Below are 23,290 nucleotides of genomic sequence, written 5' to 3'. Positions count from 1 at the left end.
GCGTTGCAAGACATCACTAAATGGCTGAAAACGATGGAATGGGAAAAACAACGACGCCTCACACCACTAAATCTCAGAAATCACAATAATCTCCGGAATAGCGTTGCAAGACATCACTAAATTGCTGAAAACGATGGAATGGGGGAAATAACGCCGCCTCAAACTACTAAATCTCAGAAGTCACGATAATCTCCGAAAGTAACTGATTACTGGTTTTAAGTCGGTCAGGCCGACTTAAAACTCGCAGGGCCGACGCAACGGGTATTTTAAGTCGATGATACCGACTTATTGCTCCGAAAATGGCTGATCACTAGTTTTAAATCGGTGAGGCCGACTTAAACTCGCAAAGCCGACGCATCGAGCATTTTAAGTCGATCAAATCGACTTACAAACCTCCCACGTACCGACCACACAGCGCTACATACGCAAAAACAACCCTTCACCGCATGCAGGAAGTCTTGTGCTTCGCGCACAAGCTTCTCTCCAATCGATCAAAGGGTTGGTTCTTATCTTAATATCCGGTCTACTCGTACACCTTTACGCCGTCAACCTTAACGATACTGCGGAATTCCTGTAGCAGATGGGTTGTGATGGGGCCGGCTTGTCCGGAGCCGATCTTGCGTCCGTCGACCTCGCGCACGGCGATAACCTCGGCGGCCGTTCCGGTGAAGAAGACTTCGTCGGCAATATAGACGTCATGCAGCGTAAACGGCTCTTCTTTCAGCTTGTAGCCGAGCTTGTCGCACAACTGCATAATCGCTCCGCGAGTGATGCCCTCCAGCGCTCCTACATAACAAGGCGGCGTATAGACGGTGCCGTTCTTAATGATGAAGATATTATCGCTGGACCCTTCTGCGACATAACCTTGCGCATTCAGCATGATCGCTTCGCCGACGCCTGCCAGGTTAGCCTGGATTTTGACCAGTATATTATTCAGGTAGTTGAGCGATTTGATCTTCGGATTCAGCGCGTCCGGAATATTGCGGCGCTGCGACACCGAGACAGAGACTAGCCCGTTCTTATAGGCCTCCTCCGGGTAGATCGACAGCTGTTCCACAATAATAATCACCCAAGCGGAGGGGCAGCGTCTCGGATCAAGTCCCAGGTTGCCCGGACCGCGAGAGACGACAAGCCGGATATAGCCGTCGCGCAGCTCATTGCGGCGGATGGTCTCCACGAGCGCCGCTTGCATCTCGTCGAAGGTTAGAGGTATGTCCAGCATAATGGATTTGGCGGAATCATAGAGCCTGTCCAAATGCTCTTTGCACTTAAAGATGTTGCCGTCGTAGATGCGAATGCCTTCGAAAATACCGTCACCGTACAAAAAGCCGTGATCATACACCGATACCTTTGCATCTTCTTTCGTTACATATTCGCCGTTTAAGTAGATCCATTGCTGTGCCATACCTTACCATACACCTCCGCAAAAGTAGTCAGTCATTCATTAAAGCAATTGCTCATACGAAAAACTAGGGTAGCAACCCAACACCCGAATCGAGCAGCCAATCGCTTCAATCTCTTCAAGCGCCGCTGGCAGCAGAACCGAATCCAGCGACATCTCAATTTCGATGTAGAAATAATAGTTGCCCAGCTTCTTCTTCGTGGGACGGGATTCAATCCGCGACAGGTTGATTCTCCGCCATGCGAAAGCGGACAATACTTGATGCAGCGCACCTGGATAGTCCTCAGGCAGCGTCACCAGAATACTGGTCTTGATGCGGTCCGACTTGCGAGCGGTGTAAGGCTCGGAGCCAACCAGCATAAAGCGGGTATAGTTGTTGTCGTGATCGGTAATCTCCGTCGCAAGCATATCCAGCCCGTTATTCGCAGCGGCAATACGAGTGCCGATCGCCGCAATGCCTTCACCCGGATGATCGCGCACAATGCGAACCGCCTCAGCCGTGCTGCTCACATGCTCCGTCTCCACATTCGGCATATGCTCTCTTAGAAATTGCAGGCATTGTGCCATAGCGACGGGATGGCTGATCACTTTTTTGATGCGGGAGAAGTCCAGCTCTCCCGCGCCGTTCAACAGCTCCGACCGTCTGCTGATCAAATTCTGAATGGATGGATACACCCATTCCGCTTGCATAGGCAGATCGACTTCATGAACAAGCCAATCCATATGAAGGCTTACAGAACCCTCAATCGTGTTCTCTATAGGAATGACGCTATAATCGCTTATTCCATTTACTGTGGAATTGAATACATCCGCTATGAGCCGATGATACTTCCACTCGACCCGGTCTTCACTGGCAAATAAATGTTTGGCCGCTTCATCCGATACGGAGCCGGCCGGCAACAAAGCTATCGTCTTCATGCTTTTACTTCTCCTTTAATTCGATCCAACAGCGAATCTTGCCCGCTGCCGCTCGGTCCTTCCTCTATAGTGACAATAGGACCGCTTTTGCAAGGTGAAAGCCATAACGTCTCCGCGTCGATATCTTCCTTCGCAAGTGTCCCCTTGAGAAACGCTTCTAACTCCGCCTTGTCCGAGCTGTTCGCATCAACGAATGCGATCAGCGTCGGCCCCGCTCCGCTAAGCGCTGCGCCCAGCGCGCCAAAGTCGGCGGCGCGCTCCAATATCTCCGCCATGCCTGGAATAAGGGCTGCACGATAAGGCTGGTGCAGCCGATCCTGCATCGCATGGCGGATCAAGCCGAGCTCGCCGCTGGCGAGTGCCGCGACGAGCAGCGAGCTGCGGCCGACGTTGAATACCGCGTCGGCCATGGCAATCTGAGTAGGCAGCGCATGGCGCGCCTTCTCCGTCGCCAGTTGGAACGCTGGGATGGCTACCAGCGTCTGCAGCCGCTCATTCGGCTCGATCCGCACATGCTGCGCCTCCGAGCCGTCCCAAGCAGATACGACAATGCCGCCGAACAGCGAGGCGCCAACATTGTCGGGATGCCCCTCCAGCTCCGTTGCAAGCTGGAACAGCTTATGATCGCTGAGCGGACTGCCGATCAGCGCGTTGGCTGAGACAAGCGCGCCGACAATCGCCGAAGCGCTGCTGCCGAGACCGCGTGCAAGCGGAATATCGCTGTACATGGCGATACGCAGCTCCGGCAATTCCACGCCTGCTTCCTTGAAGACCAGTTGCGCCACCTTGTAGAGCAGATTGGATTTATCCTGAGGCAAGCCATCCATGCCGTCGCCATAATACTCAAATGTTGTCTCGCCTGTAGCGGATGCCGACATTTCAATCCAAGCGTACAGACCGAGCGCCATGCCGAGTGTATCGAAGCCGGGACCCAGATTAGCGGTGCTTGCAGGTACTTTTACAATAACTCTGCGATTATTCATCCGCTTAACCTTCCACCCTGTATACACTCTTCACTTTATGCACAACATCCAGCGATTCGAATGTGCCGAGCACCTTCTGGACCGCAGCTTTGCTCGCGTCATGTGTAATAATGATGATTTCTGCTTCCGGATTCGTCGGATTCGGCTGCTGAAGCACGGACTCCAGGCTTACTTCGGATTCCGCGAACACTTGCGTAATACGCGCGAGCACGCCTGCACGATCGGCCACATGAAGCAGCATGAAATATTTCGAAGAAATCTGCTCGTCGGTTTTCAGCTTTGTTTCTTTGTACGCGATGCCGCTTTGCTTGCCGTTCACGCCCAGCTTCAAGTTTTTAACTATTGCGACCAAGTCCGCAACGATGGATGTTGCCGTCGGCATCTCGCCCGCACCCGCTCCATAGAACATCGTCTCGCCAACCGCTTCGCCATAGACGTACACCGCATTGAACACGCCGTTGACGGACGCGATTGGATGCGAATGCTTCACCATTGTAGGCTGCACGCTGATGCTGATCAGGTCATCCTGACGCTCCGCGATACCGAGCAGCTTCAATTCATAGCCAAGACGCTTCGCATACAGGATATCCTCTTTGCTAACCGCGGAGATGCCTTTGGCGGACACATCCTCAAGGTTCACGTTGGTACGGAAGCCGAGCGTGGCCAGAATCGTCATCTTGCGGGCAGCGTCAAGACCTTCTACGTCGGATGTCGGATCAGATTCAGCATAACCAAGCGCTTGCGCTTCCTTCAGCACGTCGGCGTAGGCTGCACCCTCCTGGCTCATTTTCGTCAGGATATAGTTGGTTGTCCCGTTCACAATGCCCATAATTTTCGTAATGCGATCGGATGAGAAACCTTCCACAAGTGTACGGAGAATTGGAATGCCGCCTGCTACGCTTGCCTCATACAGCACATCGCAGTGATGCTCCTTCGCCTTGGCCAAAATTTCCGGGCCATGCAGCGCCATCAAATCCTTGTTCGCCGTTACGACATGTTTGCCGAGCGCGAGCGCTTCAAGAATGTATTCCTTTGTTTGACCGATGCCGCCCATGACTTCAACAATTACATCAATATCCGGGTGGCGGATAACCTCCCACGGGTCCTCCGTCAGCTTATCTTGGGAAATCGAGATATTCCGCGACTTGCTCTTGTTTTGCACAAGCACCTTCTCGATGATAATGGACGACCCCACCTGGCTTTGCAAATCTTCCTGATGCGCCTCCACGATGCGTACGACTCCTGTCCCCACTGTTCCTAGTCCTAGCAAACCTACTTTTACCTGCTTCATATATTCCCTCCGTTACCTCTTAAATTATATTCGTTATCCTCGTCCGATAATGGACGCTTTGCGTACTCCCGATTGAAGGCGAAGCAGCTCCATCAGCTCAGTAGCGTCACCTGCAACCTGAGAGACATCGATGGAAAGCACGACGTTGGCGAATCCCTGCAATGGAATGCTCTGATTCATCGTCAGCACATTACCTTCCTGACTGGCTACCAGTGCAAGCACGCTCGATAGCACGCCGGACCGATGCTCCAAATCCATGGAGACGGTAATAATCCGCTCTCGCGCAATTTCATTCAACTCGTACACGCCATCCTTGTACTTATAGAAGGCGCTTCGGCTAAGGCCCGCGCGCTCTACGGCCTCGTGTACGGTCGCTGCGCTCCCGCTGCTGAGGAGCGACTTCACCAGTATGGTTTTCTGTATCGCTTCCGGCAAAATATCCTCCCGAACGACAAAATAGCGATCAGCCATCCCAGTCCTCCTCAAAAAGACAATTGTACACCTATAGTGGACATTATATCGAAATCCCGACGATGCGGCAATAGGCTGGAAAGAAAAAAGACGACTTTCGTCGTCTCTTCCATTTAATCGTACGGATTGTAGTCGCTGCCTTCAAAAAATTCAAAAGCAAAATCCGCTACACGCACCATATCTCCGTCCTTCGCTCCCGCTTTGCGGAGTGAGTCGTCTACGCCAAGCTTCCTCATAATACGGGCGAAGCGCATGACCGCATCGTAGGAGTTCAGGTTCATCCGCTTCATCATGCGGGTGATCCCTTCGCTCTCCACCACAAACACTTCGTCTTCGCGGTGGATGGTAAACGTAATATCTTCCTTCTTCTCATAGCTGTATACCTTACGCTCTTCGATGTCCTTCACTTCTTCAATCTCGGTCTGTACCGCGACTGTATCCAGCACATCAGCCGCCTTGTACAGCAGCTCCTGAATGCCTTGCTTCGTCAGTGAAGAAATCGGCATGATCTCGTACACCCGCTCGCTGCCGGACTGCTCCAGCTGCTGCTTGAACAGCTCCAGCTGCTCAGCCGCCTCCGGCATGTCCATCTTGTTGGCTGCGATAATCTGCGGACGCTCCGCCAGCTTCTCATTGTAAAGCGACAGCTCCGCATTAATTTTCTGCCAGTCCTCGTAAGGATCTCGTCCTTCCGAAGCAGCCATGTCAATGACATGGATAATGACTCGCGTCCGCTCTACATGGCGCAGGAATTCGTGGCCAAGTCCAACGCCCTCATGAGCGCCTTCAATTAGCCCCGGCAAATCCGCCATAACGAAGCTGCGGCTGTCGCCTACATCGACAACGCCCAGATTCGGTGTAATCGTCGTGAAGTGATAGGCGCCAATCTTCGGCTTTGCGCCGGATACGACCGACAGCAGCGTGGACTTGCCAACGCTCGGGAAGCCGACGAGTCCGACATCCGCCATCACCTTCAGCTCCAGCACAACCCAGCGCTCCTGGCCTTCCTCTCCATTCTCGGAGATATAAGGTGCAGGGTTGGTCGCAGTCGCGAACCGGATGTTGCCGCGTCCTCCGCGTCCGCCCTTAGCCACGACAACCTGTTGCCCATGACGCGTCAAATCCGCAATAATCTCGTTCGTGTCATCATCGACGATGACCGTACCCGGAGGAATGCGGACGATCGTATCATCGGCGCTCGCTCCGTGCATGCCTTTCACCTTGCCGCGTTCTCCACGCTGCGCTTTAAAGTGCTTCTGATACCGGAAGTCCATCAGCGTACGCAAGCCTTCATCCACGCGGAAGATCAGATCGCCGCCATGGCCGCCGTCACCGCCGGCCGGGCCGCCGTTCTCTACATATTTTTCGCGACGGAACGAGACGATCCCGTCTCCGCCGTCTCCGCCTTTTACAAAAATTTTCGCCTTATCGACAAACATGTCTTGCCTCCGTTCAGGCGCGCATTTCCGCCCTTAGCAGCACCTTGGAGAAGTTCTGCACGGAGCCGACAGGCTTCAGCGGCGCACCCTCCAACTGCTGTTTTATTTTTTGACTCCATTGTTGTTCATTCATCAGTTCGCCTTCATAATAAAACGAAGCATACAGCGCATCCTCATCCGCGCTCAATTCCAGCTTCAACACGGACAGAGCCGCGCTGTCCGTCTTTACGGCGAACCGGTATGCATTAATGGTATGTATGATCGTCTCTGCAACAGCCTCTCCATCCAGAGACAGCTCGTTGAGATGAAGGTCTCCCTTTATATCCACTTCCAGTGCAAGCGAATTGGTAACAGTCCGGAAAGATTGGATAAAACTGATTAGTGAAGGTGAACCAAGCTTCGAGATGGCGCTTTCGGCAGCCATCCTTTCTCTTATTTTCTCCACATACCCTATCGTCTTATCCAGCTTGCCCATTCTAGTGTAGCCAAAAAGGACTTGCAGGTCGTTCATCCAATCGTGGCGATGATGATTCAAGGTGCGAATACCAGCATTCTGCATGGCTCCGATCGTTCTTGCGAGCCGCTCCTGATGTTCCTTGCGCTCCTCGCGAATCCAGATTGCCGCACAAGCGACAAGCCAGATGAGCAACAAGGCTGTCAGCCAGACTTTGCCCGGCCAAATCAATGTGGCGCTTCCCGGCAGCAAGATGGATGCCGCCGCGTAATGCTTCGCTGTCCTAAAGCGTCCCATTCGCAAGAACCTACCTTCACCCTAATGTACTAGCTCATCCAGTATACCATGGCTATCCAGCTTGGTCATCTCTTTAAATCACAAAAGCCCCGGGCCTAGCAATGCCGGCCGGGGCTTTATCGGAATACAAGTCGTATAGGTTTCGCACTTATACCGGGCTTCTATTCCGCCGCAAAACGTACGCTGTGCCGCCTAGAAGACGGCGCCAGCCGCTTACGTTTCTGTCTTAAGCTTCTACTGCCGCGGCTACTGGAGCCTGAGCAACAGGGTATACGCTCACTTTTTTGCGATCGCGTCCGAGGCGCTCGAACTTCACGACGCCGTCCACTTTTGCGTACAGTGTGTCGTCTTTGCCGATGCCCACGTTCGTGCCTGGGTGGATCTTCGTTCCGCGTTGACGGAACAGAATGCTTCCTCCAGTAACGACTTGACCGTCAGCACGCTTAGCGCCAAGGCGCTTGGAGCGGGAGTCGCGTCCGTTCTTCGTGGAACCTACACCTTTCTTCGATGCGAATAGCTGAAGATTCAGTTTCAACATGGTGTATCCCTCCTTCTTAAGTTGTTGCCTTGCCGGGTGGAGCCGCTTATTGCAGCCGCTCCTGTATAACGACGTGCTTGCCGTATGATGTAGCGATCGTCTCGAGCATAACCGCCATCGATTCAAGCAGCAGCTGCATACGGCCATCCGCTTCCGCATCGGGCAGAACCGGAATATCCGAAGACAGCCAGCCGTTCTTCATCGTGTACGGGAGCTCGAGCCCCGCCAATGTCTCAATCGCATTCACCGTGCCGACCGATACCGCCGACACGCCGGCGCAGACAATATCCTTGCCGGGCTTCGCATATTTAGCATGTCCTTCGACCGCAAATGATACGATGCGCTTGTCAGTCTCATTGCGTACAAACGTAACAGTAATCATAGAACAATCCTCTTACGCTTGGATTTTTCCGATTGTTACTTTTGTGTAAGGCTGACGATGACCTTGCTTACGACGGTAGTTCTTTTTGGCTTTGTATTTGTAAACGGTGATCTTTTGGCCTTTGCCGTGTTTCTCGACTTTGCCAGTTACCGTTGCGCCGGATACAACCGGAGCTCCTGTAACCAATCCGTCCTTGCCGGATACGGCCAGAACGCGATCGAACGTTACGTTTTCGCCTTCGTTGCCGTCCAGTTTCTCGATGTAGATAACATCGCCTTCCTGAACTTTGTATTGCTTGCCGCCAGTTTCGATAATTGCGAACATTGTGGTGCACCTCCTTATTTTCGAAGACTCGCCTGATGTAGGTGGCACACGGCCAAAGCCAGTGCGCTTATGTACCTGATCGGAGCGGTACCTGTACATTCGCACCTCTAGATACGGAACATACACCCAAACAGTTTATCACAACCGTCAATCTATTACAACCTATTTCCATTCTAATGATAGGAACGCCCTGCAAAGCCCGACTAACTGCCTCGTCCGCAGGTTTTGCATACGCCGTTCATCTGGCGGATCGCATTGTCTCTCGCCTTCTTGCGCGTCAGCTCCATCAGGCCAAGCCTTGTCCATCCGACGATGGTGCATTTGGTGCCGTCGCGCCTGGTCTCTTCTGTCATTTTGTACAAAATTTTGCTTTTGCTGTCGTCCTGCTGCATATCGATAAAATCAATGACGACAATACCTCCAACATCCCGTACGCGAAGCAGCCTGGATATAAGCTCAGCCGCTTCCATGTTGGTGCGGAAGACGGTATCCTCCAGATTGTCCGTTCCCGTGTACTTGCCCGTATTGACATCAATGACAGTGAGCGCTTCCGTTTCTTCCCAGATCAGATAGCCGCCGTTTCTCATCGGAATGCGTCTGCCGAACGCTTCTTCGATCTGCGCAGAAACTCCAAAAGCCTGGAACAAACCGCCGGGATTCCCATCCGGCTCATATAAGCGCAGCCGTTCCTTAAGCGCAGGAGCCATGTCTGCCAGCAGCCGCGAAGCTTCGTCGAATCGCGACGGACCGTCGATCCATACTTCATCGATATCCAGCATGAGTGAATCGCGTACGACACGATGCATAAGTCCAGCTTCGCTGTGGAGCATTGCCGGCGCTTTTGCTTCGGCAGCACGCGCTTCTACTGCCCGCCACAGATCACGCAGCTTGCCCACGTCCGCATCAAGCGATTCTTCGCCCTCGCCTTCTGCTGCCGTTCGCATGATGATGCCCTCGTCATCATAGCGCAGACGCTCGCCAAGCATCCGCAGACGCTCTCTCTCCGCCTCGCTGTCGATCCGCTTGGATACACCAACGTAGCCCGCGCTCGGCATATAGACCAGCCATCTACCCGCCAAGTTGAAGTGTGTCGTTACACGCGCTCCCTTGCCACCGAGCGGGTCCTTCACGACCTGCACCACCAGCTCCTGCCCTGGCCATGAAATATCGGCAACCGCCGGCTTCTGTTTAGGCTGCTTGTCCGCATGAGGATGAAGCATATCATCGATGTACAAAAATGCGTTTTTGCCGAGCCCGATATCCACAAAAGCCGCTTCCATGCCCGGCAGTACATTTACGACCCTGCCCTTGTACACATTGCCGACGAGGCTTAAGCCACCGGATCTCTCCATAAAAAACTCGTCCAGACAGCCGTCCCGCAAAACAACCGTTTGCAGCGCATCCCCTTCAATATGCATCAGCAATTGTTTCATCCATACCGTCCCTCCCAGCAAGCCTTTTCTCTAGTTTAACTGAAAAGCTCGCTCACTGCACGATACGGGCTTAGTCCCGACAAACAGCCCTCTACGATCTTGCCCTCCGTAAGCACAAGCAAGCCCGGTGCAGCGGAATCCATCACATAGACAAGATGATAGCGCTCCCTGCTGAACAGCCTGGCGACGGATAGAATCGACTGTGTGCCGTTTACGATAAGCGGGCTGACAGACTTGCCTTGGTCTCCCGCTTCAGAGGCTGCGTTGCTGCGATGGGTAAGGAAGCGGTAGAACAAATAAGGGATATTGCGATGGTATGTCCAGTTCGAGAGTAATAGAAACACGCCGACAATAAAGAGATTGAGCTGAATGCCTCCCCCGCCGAGGAGGGGAAGAAAAGCGCTTATCAGCATGAAAGTACTGAATAACAGGCTTAAACGTGCGGACCAAATCAGCATGCGGTAATAATTCATCATATAGCTGAGAAGCGCTTGCAGCAGCTTCCCCCCGTCAAGCGGATAAATGGGCAGCAAATTGAACAAGGCAATCATCAGATTGGCCCCGCCCACATATTGAGCCCATGCCTCATCCCAGACACCCGTCGCGCCTAGTCCCCAGGCAAGCGCGCCCATCCATACGTTTTGCAGAGGTCCCGCGATAGCTACGATCGCGTCCTCTTTGGCCGATATGCCGCCTGCCTCCTCGACTTCCGCCACGCCGCCGAAGGGAAGAAGCTTCACTTCCCGGATGGTCCAGCCGAACCCTTTGGCAACGACGACATGGCCTAATTCATGAACCAATACAATAATAAAAAGCGTAAGCAGCTCGGCAAAATATCCCGTTATGGCGGATGCAAGCATCACGATTACGAATAAGGGATGAATCGACCAGCGTATGCCTCCCCATTTAATCAATCGGTATCACGTCCAGCGGGTCCATGTACCGGTCCTTCTGCTTCACCGCAAAATACAGGAAGCTATGGCCGTCATACCCGGCCGGCTGCAGCTTGCCGATCGTCTGTCCCGCTTCAATCCAATCATTGACGGCTACATTCACCGCCGCCAGCTTGCCGTATATAGTCGTCCGCTCATTGGCATGCTGGATCAATACGCTGTCCCCTTGTACCGAAACCTGAATGACCCTTCCCGTCTCTGCCGCCACGACAGCCGCCTCCGGGTCGCCCGCCAACTCCACGCCGTTCAGCAATTCGGCGAATGTCCGGACCACCGTCGCATTCTCTAAAGGAGAGACGACCGGCTGCTTCGGCTGACCGTCCACCAAAGTCGCCTGACCGCTATTGCCTCCGAATATCGGAATAAAGGATGGCGCCCCCGCAAATACATCTTTGTACCAAGTAGCCACAGAGGCAAAATCAATCTCGCTCGTCATCGCTTCCGATACAAAAGCCTGGCCTTTTGCCGTCCAGGGATATTCGGTTTCAAACATCGCCCAGATCCCGCCAAATAATGCGACGGATACCGCAAATTTCCATGCCAGTTCTTTGCGAAATCTCCTCCACCCGCTTGATCCCGGCGGATCAAAGTCATCCGTATGCTGCGATTTCACGTAGCTTCGAGTCCCTCCCGACTGCCGTTCCTCATCCCAGGTAGCCCAAGGATTCGGATTTTGCTTCCATGCCAGCTCCGGATCAAGCGGTCTCGCCTTTCCTTTGCCAGAAGCGGAAGGATCAACAGCAGACCGCAAGGTCTTGTCAGCGTTATGCCTCGCAACCTTTTCCTCTTGGTGCGTTGTACCGGCATCCATGTTGCTGCCTGGGCCGGAGTTCCATTCACTGGCTTGCTTATCCGGTCCATTGTCCGGTGACTCATTATAATGATGGAGCAGACTTCTAATTTTCTCATGTCTGCGCTGCTTCACGTCATCTCTAAGTCCCATGGCTTGTCCTCCCCGAATCGGCGACCGCTCCCGCTGCCGCCCAGATCTCTTCACTCATAATTATGAGAGGAAGGAGACAAGTATTCGCACTTGCGCTACACAAAAAAAGCATCGTCTGCCAGAGCGGAGCTCCAGCATCCAATGCTTGTTCTTCGACTATTAATTATCGGCCAGCTCATAAACTTCCTGATGCGCCTTTATGCTGAATACCAGCCCGATGGACAGCATATTGAGAAGCAGCGATGTGCCGCCATAACTGATGAATGGAAGCGTAATACCCGTAATTGGCATTAATCCGATCATCATGCCAATGTTCTGGAAGATTTGGAATACGAACATGGATACAACCCCGATGACAATGAATGAGGCTCGCCTGTCATAACACTTGAAGGCAATCATAATCATTCGATAGATCAACAGGAAATAGAGAAGCAACAACACCGCCGCGCCCTGGAATCCGAACTCTTCCCCTATGACGACGAAAATCGAATCCGAATAGGTGTATGGAACGAATCCCCCGTTCTTCATATCGCCTTGCAGGAAGCCGTCGCCGTTTAAGCCGCCCGATCCGATCGCGATCTGCGCATTCAGCGACTGACGCCGCGCATCCGCGCTGGCTTCGCTTGGATTAATGAAGGTATTGATGCGTTCATACCAGTGCGTCTTCTTGTGTCCATCCAAATATTCTTTGATTTCCGTGTTGAAGCTGTTGAACAGAAAGACGAACAGCATAATGCTGCCTACGACAATCGCAAGTCCGATCGCGACATGGGTATATTTGATATTGCCGATCCACAACATGCCAATGACGATAACCAGATAGATGATGGCATTGCCAAGGTCAGGCTGTATCATAACGAGCAGGAACGGAAGAAATACAAACGCTCCGATTGTGAGGATATCGTTCGTAAAGTTCAGCTTATCGCCTTGCCGCCTGCCCATAATATAAGCAATGCCGATAATCAGAATAATCTTCATCATTTCCGCTGGCTGGAAGTTGATCGACTCTCCGAGTCTGAACCATCCTTTGGCACCGTTAATCTCGGCTCCGAAGAAATAAACCAGGATGAGCAGCGCAACTCCTATGCCGTAAAATACATACCAGAACTTCAGCACGATGCGGTAGTCGAACAGTACGGATACAATGGCGACGATAAAGCCAAGGCCGAAGAAAGCCAATTGCTTCATGTCATTATTGTGATACATCGGATTGTTGGCTGTCGCACTGTGGATTACGAGTGCGCTAATCCCCATCAGACAAGCTAGAATGATCAAGATGCCCCAATCCAGTTTTTTCAGTTTGTTAAGCACAAGGCAATCATCCTATTCCCAGGAACTTGCGGAACCGCTTGAAGGCACCCGCCTTTTCGTCCAGCACCATAAGCGGCACCATATCGCCCAGAATGCGGCGTGCAATATTGCGATAGGCGATCGCTGCCCTGGAAGCCGGATTCATGACGGTCGGCTCACCGCTATTGGCCGCTGAAATAACTTTATCATCATCCGGCACAATCCCCAATAAATCAATGGCTAATACTTGGCAGATCTCGTCAATATCAAGCATTTCCCCGTTCTTCACCATGGACTGGCGGATACGGTTAATAACAAGCTTGGACGGGATCTTATCACCCTCCAGCAAGCCGATGACGCGGTCCGCATCTCGAACAGCGGCATTCTCCGGCGTTGTCACCACAATCGCGCGATCCGCTCCCGCAATCGCGTTGCGGAAACCATGCTCGATGCCTGCTGGGCAATCGATGATCACATAATCATGATCCTGCTTCAGCTCCTGCACCATATTCCGGATCTGATCCGGCTTGACGGAATCCTTATCCTTTGTCTGAGCAGCGGGGAGCATATACAGCTCATCAAACCGCTTGTCTTTGACAAGTGCTTGACTCAGGCGGCAGCGTCCTTCCGCTACATCTACCAGATCATATATAATCCGATTCTCGAGGCCCATCACAACATCCAGGTTGCGAAGCCCGATATCGGTATCAATCAAACATACTTTTTTGCCGAGCAGCGCAAGCGCTGTTCCGATATTGGCTGAGGTCGTCGTTTTGCCTACTCCGCCTTTGCCCGATGTTACCACGATCGCTTCTCCCATGCTCTACACCCCTTTAAACATTATAGGATTATGCCTGATTCGGAATAATTGAGATAGCTTGTCGATTTGCATCTGTCCTTCTTCCAAATAAGCAAACTCCATCGCAGCGTCTCCGGTCAGCCATTCCTCCGGCGGTCTGCTTACGACATCCGCTATACGCAGCTGCGTCGGCCTCATAAGAGACGTAGCAATGACGACATCCATCCGCCCCGCTACACCGGCATGAGCCATTCCCCGCAGCGCGCCCAGTACATAGATATCGCCCGTACACAACAAGGTACCGCCCGGATTCACGTCGCCGATCAGCAAGAGATCGCCGTCATGCTCCAGCGTCTGCCCCGAGCGCACGATAGACGTGATGACATGAAGTTTGGATGTGTTTGATGTATGGTCCAAAGGCTCCGGCAAATCTGACTCCATCGATCCGATGATGAGATTGCCTTGAGCTCGGATAATGCTTGCAAGCTGCTCCTTTTGCTCATCAGTAGCTATTCTCGAACCCAGCTTGACATGAATATGAACAAGCGGTCCGGTCAGCAACTGCTGGTGAGTCTTCTCCAGCTTATATTGCAATTCGGCTAGCAATGCATCGAATTCGCATTGATCGTCGAGAAGGAACAATAGACCTTCCTTGACGCCTTTAATCATGATATGCTGCTTCTCGGTCACAACCGTCCCTCCCCAACCTAATGAATTCTTGCTGGCTATGCCGAATTCCTGCAATTGCAAGCTGGATTATTCATCGTCATTATCAGGCAAAGCCTTGCTGCGGGATTCGAATATGCGTCTGACCGGAATATAGCAAGCAAGCGCGAACGCGAGTTGAAGAAACAAGCTTGGCAATATATGATTCAGCAGCGCCCATGCGTAGGCAGCATCGGTAATTCGGAATACTTTGTAGATATAGAACAATGCCGTGTCGTATACGATACAAGCAAAGCCGATGACCGTCAGCGCCATCATCACCGTCACGCGCTTGCGCTCCAGCAGCACGCCGGTAAAATAGCCGATCAGACCCATCATGAAGAAATGTCCGCCGATCAAATGCCCATAATAGATCAAATCCTGCAGCAAGCCAAAGCCCGCACCCAGCATTAATGCCTGGTGGCGATTGCCATAGAGAGCCGAATAAAGCACAATGACAAAAATAAAGTGCGGAATGATCCGATCCCCGAACCCGGCTGGAATAATCCACGGCATAATGGCGCCCTCAAGTAGGAATAGAAGCAGCATGAGGCCAACTATCCGATTCATGCTCATTCCTGCTCCTCCGGTGTCTCCGGCGGCTGAACGACGAATACCTCCGTCAAGTGATCGAAGCTGGCAGACAGCTTAACTGAGGCGGTATACGTCAGGCCAAAATCGCCGACCTGCTTCGTCTCCACAGTACCGACGCGGAGTCCGCGTGGATAGATGCCGCCAAGACCTGATGTAATGACGGTATCGCCGATCTCCATCTTGTCAGTCTCGGCAATCTTCGTCATGACCAGCATGCCGGTATCGCGGTTGTAGCTGCTTAAGATACCGAACGATTCATTCTCCCGTCCCTCAATCGTAGCGGCAATGGAGTTAAACGTAATGGATACTTCATTCAGCTCGGTAATCGGCGTAATAGCAGCCGTATAAGGCGTGACAGAGCTGACCAAGCCGATCAGTCCGTCGACTGTCGTCACCGCCATATTCGGCTTAATGCCGTTTTTCGAGCCCAGATTAATGTTCATCGTGCGATTGTTCGCATCGTTGTTAACCGATATAACCTGCGCGATCAAGTAATTATAGTTGTGCATCTGCTTCTGCTGCTCGGTGAAATTAAGCTCCCGTTGCAGCCGCTCATTATCCTTCTGAATGAAATTATATTTCACCTTGTCGCGGGCGTAAGCCGCCGCAGTCAGGCGAAGCTGTTCGTTCTCTTCATAGACTTGACGCAGTTTTGCGATATCCTCAAAGAAGCCCGCTATATAACCAGCGGGCTTGTAGAACCATTGCTGCACGTAACCGGTTGTATCTTTTAGAAACTTCTCCGGCCAGGTCAGCTCCTTGCGATCACTTAATGAGAAGCCGATGATCGCAATGAACAATATCAATCCGATCATAAGCATGAATACTCGCTTATTCCTCATTAGATTAAACAGCCCGATCACCTGCCCATCCCTTATCCATTCCTGTTAATTGTAAACCGGCTTAGCGCTTGGAACGTCCCGAAGAGCCTCTGTTCTTGAACAAATGGATGTTATCGAGCGAACGACCCGTTCCGATTGCCACGCAGTCCAGCGGATTCTCAGCTACGATAACCGGCATCCCCGTCTCACGCTGCAGCAGCTTGTCCATATTCCGTAGCAGAGCTCCGCCGCCTGTTAGCACAATCCCTCTATCCATAATGTCGGCGGACAGTTCCGGCGGACACTTCTCTAGCGTAATCTTGACCGCATCGACGATTGCATTAATCGTATCCGTCAGCGCATCCGTAATTTCATCCGATGTAATCGCGAGTGTTTTCGGAAGGCCCGATACCAGATCGCGGCCGCGAATCTCAAGCGTCTCCGGTTTGTCCAGCTGAAGCGCCGATCCGATCTCCATCTTGAGCTGCTCCGACGTTCTCTCGCCGATCATCAAATTATAGAGTCGCTTGATGTATTGAATAATCGCCTCATCCATCTCATCGCCCGCTACGCGGATCGAACGGCTAGTTACAATGCCGCCCAGCGAGATAACGGCAACCTCAGTCGTACCGCCGCCGATATCGACAACCATGCTGCCAGTCGGCTCCCATACCGGAAGATCGGCTCCGATAGCCGCTGCGAACGGCTCCTCGATGATAAACGCTTCGCGCGCGCCTGCTTGCTTGGCTGCATCCTCTACCGCTCTCTGCTCGACAGCTGTAATACCGGAAGGCACACAGACCATCACGTTCGGATGACGGGGGAACAACGACCGCTGCTTCTGAGCGGAACGGATGAAATACTTGATCATCGTCGCCGTTGTATCGAAGTCTGCGATAACGCCGTCCTTCATCGGTCTGATCGCGCGGATGTTGCCCGGTGTTCTGCCGATCATTTTTTTGGCTTGTTCGCCAACCGCTTCGATTGTTTTTGTATCAGTACGCAGAGCCACCACCGATGGTTCTCTTACGACAATGCCTTTTCCTTTTACATAAACAAGAGTGTTTGCCGTACCCAAATCAATACCCAAATCTTTCGAAAAGCTTCCAAACATGTTCTTGCTCCCTTCTCATTACGACAATCCCTTATATTATATTACAGATGGCCTAGCTCCTTCAAACTGACGAATCTGCCGTCTCCGATAACCAGGTGATCGAGCAGTTCAATTCCGACCAACTGCCCCGCTTCCGCCAATCTCCCCGTCAAGGAGATATCCTCCGGACTTGGCGCAGGGTCGCCGCTAGGATGATTATGTGCGCATATAATAGATGCGCTGTTATATTTGATCGCTGCCCGAAACACTTCTCTTGGATGCACAAGCGATGCGTTAAGCGTTCCTACTGACAATGTTTCCCGGGCAATAATGTGGTTTTTGGTGTTGAGAAACATACATACAAAATGCTCTTTCTTGAGGTAACGAAGCTCTTCCATAATATAGTCGGCAGCATCCTTCGGCCTTCTCACCGTCGTGACATCGCCAAGCCTGCTCCTTGTAATACGCCGCCCAAGCTCGATCCCAGCACGCAGCTGGAGCGCCTTGGCCGGACCAACTCCGGATATGGCCGTCAACTCTTCCATGCTCATGTCCATCAAATTGCGCAGACTTCCGCATTGCTTCAGAATCGTGCCTGCTACATGTACAGCAGACTGATTCCGGGTGCCTGTCCGCAATAATATTGCCAGCAGCTCCGCATGGCTTAAAGCTTCAGCCCCATATGTCATCATGCGCTCTCTTGGACGTTCTTCATGGGGGACATTCCGCAAACCTGATGTATGCGCAACCATGTCCCTAACCTGCTTTCTTGTTCAAAATAATGATACTTCATCCCTCTTCAAGACGCGGTCATACATTCCCTTAAACAGTGCGTATGCCGTAATGCTCCAGCATATCGGATAATAACGACAATGGAAGGCCGACGACGTTGAAATAACAACCTTCGATTTCTTCCACAAATGTAGATCCAAGTCCCTGAATGCCATATGAGCCTGCCTTGTCCCGAGGCTCGCCAGTCGCCACATAGCGCCTGATTCGCTCGATGCCAAGCTCCTTCATTTTCACTTTGGTTCTCCGGCTAGCGACCAGCGTCTTGCCGGAATCCGCAGCGATGCAAGCAATACCTGTAAAGACGTCATGGTGTTGTCCCGACAGCCTCTCCAGCATGCTTGCCGCCTCATCGTCGTTCCGCGGCTTGCCCAGAATATCTCCATCCAGCGCCACGATCGTATCTGCAGCAATAATTAGATCGGAGGTTCCGGCGATCTTGTCCTCCCGCTTGCGAAGCATCGCCAGCGCCGCTGTCGCTTTGCGCAGACTGAGCTCCTCTACGGTCATCTGCGGTGTCCAGTGGTCAAGGACCGTCTCATCCGCATCCGTAGACAAAATATAAACCGGCAAGGAAAGGTCTAAAGATGCGACCAGTTCCTTCCGGCGCGGTGACGATGAAGCCAGTACGATCCGGCTTATCGATTCGATTACATTTTGATTGGTTGTCATGCTTCGTATTCTCCTTAGATTGCCTATCCAATCGCGATAATGGTCCAATCGCCGGACCGCATCCTACATCTTGCGATACAGCCAAATAGCGAGCGCCGCCCCAACGATGCTGAACAGGCTCAGTTGCAATTTCAGCGTGAAATCAAAGCTGAGCACATACAAGTCAAGCGCAGGCGACCAGGTTGTCACGATCGGCTTGGTCAAAAAAGACAGCCCTTGAACGGGCTCCAGCCAGCGGGCTACAAGAGCGCCGGCTACAAGTCCAAGCACGATAAACAAGAAAAGGATCCAGCCATTTTTCTTCATCGTTCAATCCCTTTCGCCACGAAATGACACCTAACTCTATTATACGCAGGTTGCCCGCTCTTTACAATGCGCTCATAGACTCGAACCATTCTTTTTGGGCCAGTACAGCGCGCATCAAGGCTTCCTGAGCCTTCCACAGATTCGCTTTGCTCGTCGCCTTGTCATAAGCGAGCATCGCGTCGCCGACATCGCTGATCGCATCCGTCAGCTTCACTAGATGATCACCTTCCTTGCCGTTGCCAACCCCTTTTTTCATCGTCTCGGCAGAGGTCTTCCATTCACTGAGCTTGTCTTGCCACGCCTTGGATGCAGCTCCTCCGATTGGGGACAGCTCGGCCTGCTCCAATTGCGTCACAATCAGCGACGACCACGCAGCAACCAGTCCATGCGTGCGGTCAAAGAACAGCCTGGCGTCATCTTCGCTGCCTGTGAAGGCAAGCTGATCCGGGAGAGCAAGCTTCAGCTCTTTTTTGTAAATAAGCATATCTGGCATCTGGGCAGCCAGCACCCCGGCTTCCTTCTGGTTCATCGCTAGACCCGCATACACATAATAGGAATCTCCCGAATGAATCGTGGCGCCTGGCAATCCTTTTGCCGCAAGCTGCTTAAGAGCTTCATCGCGTCCCTCCGTTCCTTTGAACACGCCGTATTGCAGCACTGAATACGCTTGTTCTCCGCCCAGACTTACCGTTGCAGCGGAAGGCTTATCCGGCTGCGCGGCAGGCGGAGTCTTTGTACCGGTATTCTCCTTGCCTTCTTCCCCGATGGCTCCGGTGACTGGAAGATTCACAACATCGTCCAACGTGACACCATTCCCTTCTACCGACTCGCCATTCTGGGCGCTTCCAGGCCAGATGATACCGCCCGTGAACAAGGTCAGAATAAAGTAACCGAACAGAGCGCCCGTCGCCAGCGCACCTGCAACCGACAGGAAGACGTTGAACCATGATGGTCCGCCTGATTTGCGAACAATCGGCCCTTCTTCCTCCAGCATCGGCTGATGGTCACGATCGCCGCCCCAATCAGATGCAGACTTTCTCTCCTTCACTTCCGGCATGGAAATATCATGCTGCAGGGAAGACCACGGATCAGCCAACTCAAGCTTCTGGTGTTCCTCAGACTCCCGATCTGCGCTATGGTTCCGTTTTGGGCCTCGGAACCCCGCTTGCGCCGCATGATTTTGCTCCTCTGAACCATCGGCAGAATCACGGATCATCTTCTCCAGTGCGCCGACATCCTCATGGAAGGCGCCCTCCCATGGATGAGTGTCATCTATAACATTCGAAGCCAACGGCTGATATAAGGGGATTACATTGCCAGTTGGCGATTGTTTCCTCCGCTGCTCGTCCATTCGCGGCTGCTTGTCTTCCTTGTTGCCGATCTGCTGGCCTTGCTGATCAAAACGATAGGTTATCCGGTTGTTTGGCTTCATGTCCATCTCTCCTCGTCCCATTGTCTGCTATTAGTCTATGAAATGAAAAAGAGAGTTATGACGGGATAATGAGAGATTCAAAAAAAGAAGCGAGGCCGTCTAAAGACAGCCTCGCTTCATATATTATTCGTTTAAAGAATCAAGATGATACGGAAGTCAAATATTTGGCCAAAGCGTCAGCCGCTTTCCAAATATCGCCTGCACCCATCGTGATCACCAGATCTCCTGGAGCGACCCGCTCCTTAAGCACGCTGAGCACTTCTTCCTTGGTTGCGATATACTCCGCTTTGGCATGACTGTTCTTGCGAATCAGCTCAACCAGCTTGCCGGAGGTCACGCCTTCGATCTGCTTCTCGCCAGCCGGAGAGTAAATATCCGTAATGATAACCTCATCCGCTTCCGAGAACGATCTGCTGAATTGCTCGAACAGGAAAAACGTTCGCGTATAGCGCTGCGGCTGGAATACGGCAATGATGCGTTTCCCTGTTGCCTTGGCCGCGCTGATGGTCGCTTGAATCTCAGTCGGGTGATGAGCATAATCGTCAATAACGAGAATGTCATTCACTTCCCCGAGTACCTGGAACCGGCGCTTAGCTCCGCGGAAGGAGCTGATCGCCGCTTTGATCGCGTCGAAATCAAGGCCCGCTTCCAGACAGGTTATGACGGTCGCCATCGCGTTCGACACATTGTGAAGTCCGGGAACAGACAGCTCGATATTGCCTAGCAGCACGCCGTGCTTTAACATATCGAAGGATACCTTGCGGTCGCCAAGAATGACATTGTCTGCCTTGTACATCGCGTCCTCATGAATGCCGAACGTAACGAGCTGGGACGCTTCACGGTCCGCGTCATCCTTATAGATATGAGGCAGAAGCTCCCTTACCGTCTCACTGTCGGCGCAGACGATTGCTTTGCCGCCATCCTTCACCTGCTGAAGAAACTGCACGTAGGCAGCTTTCAGCTTTTCGAAGTCGCCATCATAATTTTCCAGATGATCCGGCTCGATGTTCGTAACTATCCCGATGGAGGGATGATACTGCAGGAAGGAGCCGTCGCTCTCATCCGCTTCCGCCACCACATATTCACCTTTTCCGGCTTTCGCGTTGGTGCCAACGTTAACGATTTCTCCGCCGATGATGTAAGTAGGATCGGCTTTGCATGCTTCCATGACAAGTGCGATCATGGAGGAAGTAGTCGTCTTGCCATGCGCTCCCGCTACGGCAACGCCCTTCCCCGCATTCATTAGCCTTGCCAGCATTTGGGCGCGATGCAGCACCGGAATATTAAGTTCTTCCGCCGCTCTGCGCTCCACATTGTCGCTCGTCAGAGCTGTCGAGTACACGACCAGATCGGCGCCTCGCACATGCTCCGGCTGATGGCCGATATAAATATCAGCCCCTTTTGCAGCAAGCTTCTCCGTAAGCTCCTGCCGCGCGACATCGGAACCGGTTACCTTATAGCCCATCTCCAGCATGACGCGTGCAATCGCGCTCATGCCGTAACCGCCGATCCCGATGAAATGAACGTGTTCTGCCGTATTCAAAGACGGTTCACCAACCTTTTTCAGAATCCGAGTTGTACAGCAAGCGGGCGCGAGCGTCCGCTATCAAATAAAGCGTCCCTGTCACGACCCCAAGATCCGAAGACCCGGTAACCTGTTGTAATGTTTGCAATGCCTGCTTCCAATCCTTCTCGATGACAAGCTCGAACGGCTTCCCGCCTTGCAGCTCCTGGCGCAGCTCCTGTACGATAGCAGCCAAGTCCTGCGCTTCCATCTTCATCCGATAATCGGGCTCGGTTAAGATAAGCGTATCCACTATTGGTAGTATATGCTTAAATGTCTCCCGATGATTCTTATTCTCCAGCATCCCCATCACAACATGAAGACGCTCGTACTTATAAGTCTCTTTCAAGGCCTTCACCAGCATCTCCGCACCTTCTGGATTATGGGCGCCGTCAAGCAAAATGCGAGGATCGCGCTTCACCATCTCCAGTCTGCCCGGCCATGCCGCTTTGAGCAATCCCTCTTCCAGGGCGTCGTCATCGACGACAAGCGCCTGATATTGCCGCAGCACCTCTAATGTCATAACAGCCACAGCCGCATTCGTCCGCTGATGCGCCCCATTAAGGGAGATGCGAAGCGGATCGATCGTCCGGAACATGCCCTGGAAGCGGAACTGCTGCTCATCCTCCCTCACATCGAGAGCCGATTCACTGAACTGTTCGCCGAGCATATACAGCGTGCTGCTCTTCTCGCTGGCTACCCGCCGAATCACGTCGACCACTTCCGGCTGTGTTACTGCGCTGACGACAGGAATGCCTGGCTTAATGATGCCCGCTTTCTCCTCCGCCACTTGCGCAAGCGTGTCGCCAAGACGGTCCATATGATCATGTCCGACATTGGTAATAACAGATATAACCGGATAGACAATATTGGTCACATCCAGCCGACCGCCAAGACCGGTCTCCCAAACAACATAATCGGGGAAAGTCACCTTGGCAAAATAAAGAATAGCGAGCGCTGTTGATACTTCGAACATCGTCGGCGAACCGAGCTCCGTCTCCGCGATTGCCTCGACATGCGGCTTCAGCTCATTAGCCAGAGCCAGCAGATCCTTCTCTTCAATGTCCTTGCCGTTATATTGAAACCGGTTAGTGAACTTCGTGATATAAGGCGATGTGAACGTACCGACATCATATCCGCTCTGGAACAGCACGCTAGTCAAATACGCGCATACCGATCCCTTGCCGTTCGTTCCAGCAACGTGAATGAACTTCAATCGGCGGTGCGGATTGCCAAGACGCTCCATGAGCGCCTCAATCCGGTCAAGTCCGGGACGGATGCCGAACGGCACAAGGCCCGTGATCCAATCCGTCGCCGCCTGATAGGTAGGGAGAGCTTCGCTCTCCCTATGCTGTTGCATCGTTGTATCTGTCATGTCTATCCCTTCTTCCGCTTTA

Annotated in this window: 25 protein-coding genes and 1 other annotated feature; all 25 genes read right to left on the bottom strand. The window is 52.5% G+C overall.

Going from position 1 to position 23,290, the window contains the following annotated elements; genetic code table 11:
* Positions 1-523 precede the first annotated feature (523 nt).
* Positions 524-1,405 (bottom strand): branched-chain-amino-acid transaminase, encoded by an 882-nt coding sequence (ilvE, locus tag AC0YNW_RS00860; protein WP_475830391.1) that lies wholly within the window; start codon positions 1,403-1,405, stop codon positions 524-526.
* Positions 1,406-1,444: 39 nt separating this feature from the next.
* Entirely contained in the window at positions 1,445-2,320 is an 876-nt protein-coding gene (gene pheA / locus AC0YNW_RS00855; RefSeq protein ID WP_475830390.1) for a prephenate dehydratase, read from the bottom strand.
* A complete protein-coding gene (gene thrB, locus AC0YNW_RS00850; protein WP_475830389.1) occupies positions 2,317-3,303 on the bottom strand; it encodes a homoserine kinase in 987 nt (328 codons plus the stop codon). Before thrB ends, pheA begins: the two co-directional genes overlap by 4 nt.
* A 4-nt stretch (positions 3,304-3,307) precedes the next feature.
* Positions 3,308-4,594: a homoserine dehydrogenase gene (locus AC0YNW_RS00845; RefSeq protein WP_475830388.1), complete on the bottom strand. Its 1,287-nt coding sequence runs from the start codon at positions 4,592-4,594 to the stop codon at positions 3,308-3,310.
* A gap of 33 nt (positions 4,595-4,627) precedes the next feature.
* Complete coding sequence (locus AC0YNW_RS00840) at positions 4,628-5,065, bottom strand: ACT domain-containing protein (protein ID WP_387472706.1); 438 nt, start codon at positions 5,063-5,065, stop codon at positions 4,628-4,630.
* Positions 5,066-5,178: 113 nt separating this feature from the next.
* The gene (gene obgE, locus AC0YNW_RS00835; RefSeq protein WP_387472708.1) at positions 5,179-6,504 is read right to left on the bottom strand and encodes a GTPase ObgE; all 1,326 of its coding nucleotides are present in this window, start codon (positions 6,502-6,504) and stop codon (positions 5,179-5,181) included.
* A 13-nt stretch (positions 6,505-6,517) separates the two neighbouring features.
* Positions 6,518-7,255, bottom strand: coding sequence for a Spo0B domain-containing protein (locus AC0YNW_RS00830; RefSeq protein ID WP_475830387.1), 738 nt, complete (start codon positions 7,253-7,255; stop codon positions 6,518-6,520).
* A 226-nt stretch (positions 7,256-7,481) separates the two neighbouring features.
* Complete coding sequence (rpmA, locus tag AC0YNW_RS00825) at positions 7,482-7,793, bottom strand: 50S ribosomal protein L27 (protein ID WP_120107824.1); 312 nt, start codon at positions 7,791-7,793, stop codon at positions 7,482-7,484.
* Positions 7,794-7,839: 46 nt separating this feature from the next.
* A complete protein-coding gene (locus AC0YNW_RS00820) occupies positions 7,840-8,175 on the bottom strand; it encodes a ribosomal-processing cysteine protease Prp (protein WP_387472713.1) in 336 nt (111 codons plus the stop codon).
* A 12-nt stretch (positions 8,176-8,187) separates the two neighbouring features.
* Positions 8,188-8,499: a 50S ribosomal protein L21 gene (gene rplU, locus AC0YNW_RS00815; RefSeq protein WP_387472714.1), complete on the bottom strand. Its 312-nt coding sequence runs from the start codon at positions 8,497-8,499 to the stop codon at positions 8,188-8,190.
* A 14-nt stretch (positions 8,500-8,513) separates the two neighbouring features.
* Positions 8,514-8,602, bottom strand: a sequence feature (ribosomal protein L21 leader region).
* Positions 8,603-8,702: 100 nt separating this feature from the next.
* Complete coding sequence (locus AC0YNW_RS00810) at positions 8,703-9,932, bottom strand: Rne/Rng family ribonuclease (RefSeq protein WP_475830386.1); 1,230 nt, start codon at positions 9,930-9,932, stop codon at positions 8,703-8,705.
* 35 nt (positions 9,933-9,967) lie between these two features.
* Positions 9,968-10,846 (bottom strand): M50 family metallopeptidase, encoded by an 879-nt coding sequence (locus AC0YNW_RS00805; RefSeq protein ID WP_387472717.1) that lies wholly within the window; start codon positions 10,844-10,846, stop codon positions 9,968-9,970.
* On the bottom strand, positions 10,839-11,828 hold the full coding sequence (locus AC0YNW_RS00800; RefSeq protein WP_475830385.1) for a peptidoglycan DD-metalloendopeptidase family protein: 990 nt from the start codon (positions 11,826-11,828) through the stop codon (positions 10,839-10,841). Before AC0YNW_RS00800 ends, AC0YNW_RS00805 begins: the two co-directional genes overlap by 8 nt.
* 159 nt (positions 11,829-11,987) lie before the next feature.
* Positions 11,988-13,139 (bottom strand): FtsW/RodA/SpoVE family cell cycle protein, encoded by a 1,152-nt coding sequence (locus AC0YNW_RS00795; RefSeq protein ID WP_387472721.1) that lies wholly within the window; start codon positions 13,137-13,139, stop codon positions 11,988-11,990.
* A gap of 7 nt (positions 13,140-13,146) precedes the next feature.
* Positions 13,147-13,938 carry a septum site-determining protein MinD gene (gene minD, locus AC0YNW_RS00790; protein WP_387472723.1) on the bottom strand — a complete coding sequence of 264 codons (792 nt, stop codon included), beginning with the start codon at positions 13,936-13,938 and terminating at the stop codon, positions 13,147-13,149.
* Between the two features lie 3 nt (positions 13,939-13,941).
* Complete coding sequence (minC, locus tag AC0YNW_RS00785; protein ID WP_387472881.1) at positions 13,942-14,586, bottom strand: septum site-determining protein MinC; 645 nt, start codon at positions 14,584-14,586, stop codon at positions 13,942-13,944.
* Positions 14,587-14,673: 87 nt separating this feature from the next.
* Positions 14,674-15,198 carry a rod shape-determining protein MreD gene (gene mreD, locus AC0YNW_RS00780; protein ID WP_475830384.1) on the bottom strand — a complete coding sequence of 175 codons (525 nt, stop codon included), beginning with the start codon at positions 15,196-15,198 and terminating at the stop codon, positions 14,674-14,676.
* Positions 15,195-16,058: a rod shape-determining protein MreC gene (gene mreC / locus AC0YNW_RS00775; protein ID WP_387472727.1), complete on the bottom strand. Its 864-nt coding sequence runs from the start codon at positions 16,056-16,058 to the stop codon at positions 15,195-15,197. The genes mreD and mreC overlap by 4 nt, the downstream gene beginning before the upstream one ends.
* Positions 16,059-16,119: 61 nt before the next feature.
* Complete coding sequence (locus tag AC0YNW_RS00770; RefSeq protein WP_387472729.1) at positions 16,120-17,151, bottom strand: rod shape-determining protein; 1,032 nt, start codon at positions 17,149-17,151, stop codon at positions 16,120-16,122.
* Positions 17,152-17,192: 41 nt separating this feature from the next.
* The gene (radC, locus tag AC0YNW_RS00765; protein ID WP_387472731.1) at positions 17,193-17,882 is read right to left on the bottom strand and encodes a RadC family protein; all 690 of its coding nucleotides are present in this window, start codon (positions 17,880-17,882) and stop codon (positions 17,193-17,195) included.
* A 70-nt stretch (positions 17,883-17,952) separates the two neighbouring features.
* On the bottom strand, positions 17,953-18,591 hold the full coding sequence (locus AC0YNW_RS00760; RefSeq protein ID WP_475830383.1) for a Maf family protein: 639 nt from the start codon (positions 18,589-18,591) through the stop codon (positions 17,953-17,955).
* 63 nt (positions 18,592-18,654) lie between these two features.
* Entirely contained in the window at positions 18,655-18,897 is a 243-nt protein-coding gene (locus tag AC0YNW_RS00755; protein ID WP_387472735.1) for a DUF4321 domain-containing protein, read from the bottom strand.
* Positions 18,898-18,958: 61 nt separating this feature from the next.
* Positions 18,959-20,329 (bottom strand): hypothetical protein, encoded by a 1,371-nt coding sequence (locus AC0YNW_RS00750; RefSeq protein WP_475830382.1) that lies wholly within the window; start codon positions 20,327-20,329, stop codon positions 18,959-18,961.
* Positions 20,330-20,468: 139 nt separating this feature from the next.
* Positions 20,469-21,872 (bottom strand): UDP-N-acetylmuramate--L-alanine ligase, encoded by a 1,404-nt coding sequence (gene murC / locus AC0YNW_RS00745; RefSeq protein ID WP_387472739.1) that lies wholly within the window; start codon positions 21,870-21,872, stop codon positions 20,469-20,471.
* 7 nt (positions 21,873-21,879) lie between these two features.
* Positions 21,880-23,268: a bifunctional folylpolyglutamate synthase/dihydrofolate synthase gene (locus AC0YNW_RS00740; RefSeq protein WP_475830381.1), complete on the bottom strand. Its 1,389-nt coding sequence runs from the start codon at positions 23,266-23,268 to the stop codon at positions 21,880-21,882.
* Positions 23,269-23,290: the final 22 nt, after the last annotated feature.

It is taken from the genome of Paenibacillus sp. J31R120 (assembly GCF_056269225.1).
Note: the sequence above shows the minus strand (reverse complement) of the source record. Positions and strands in the feature narration are given on the sequence as shown.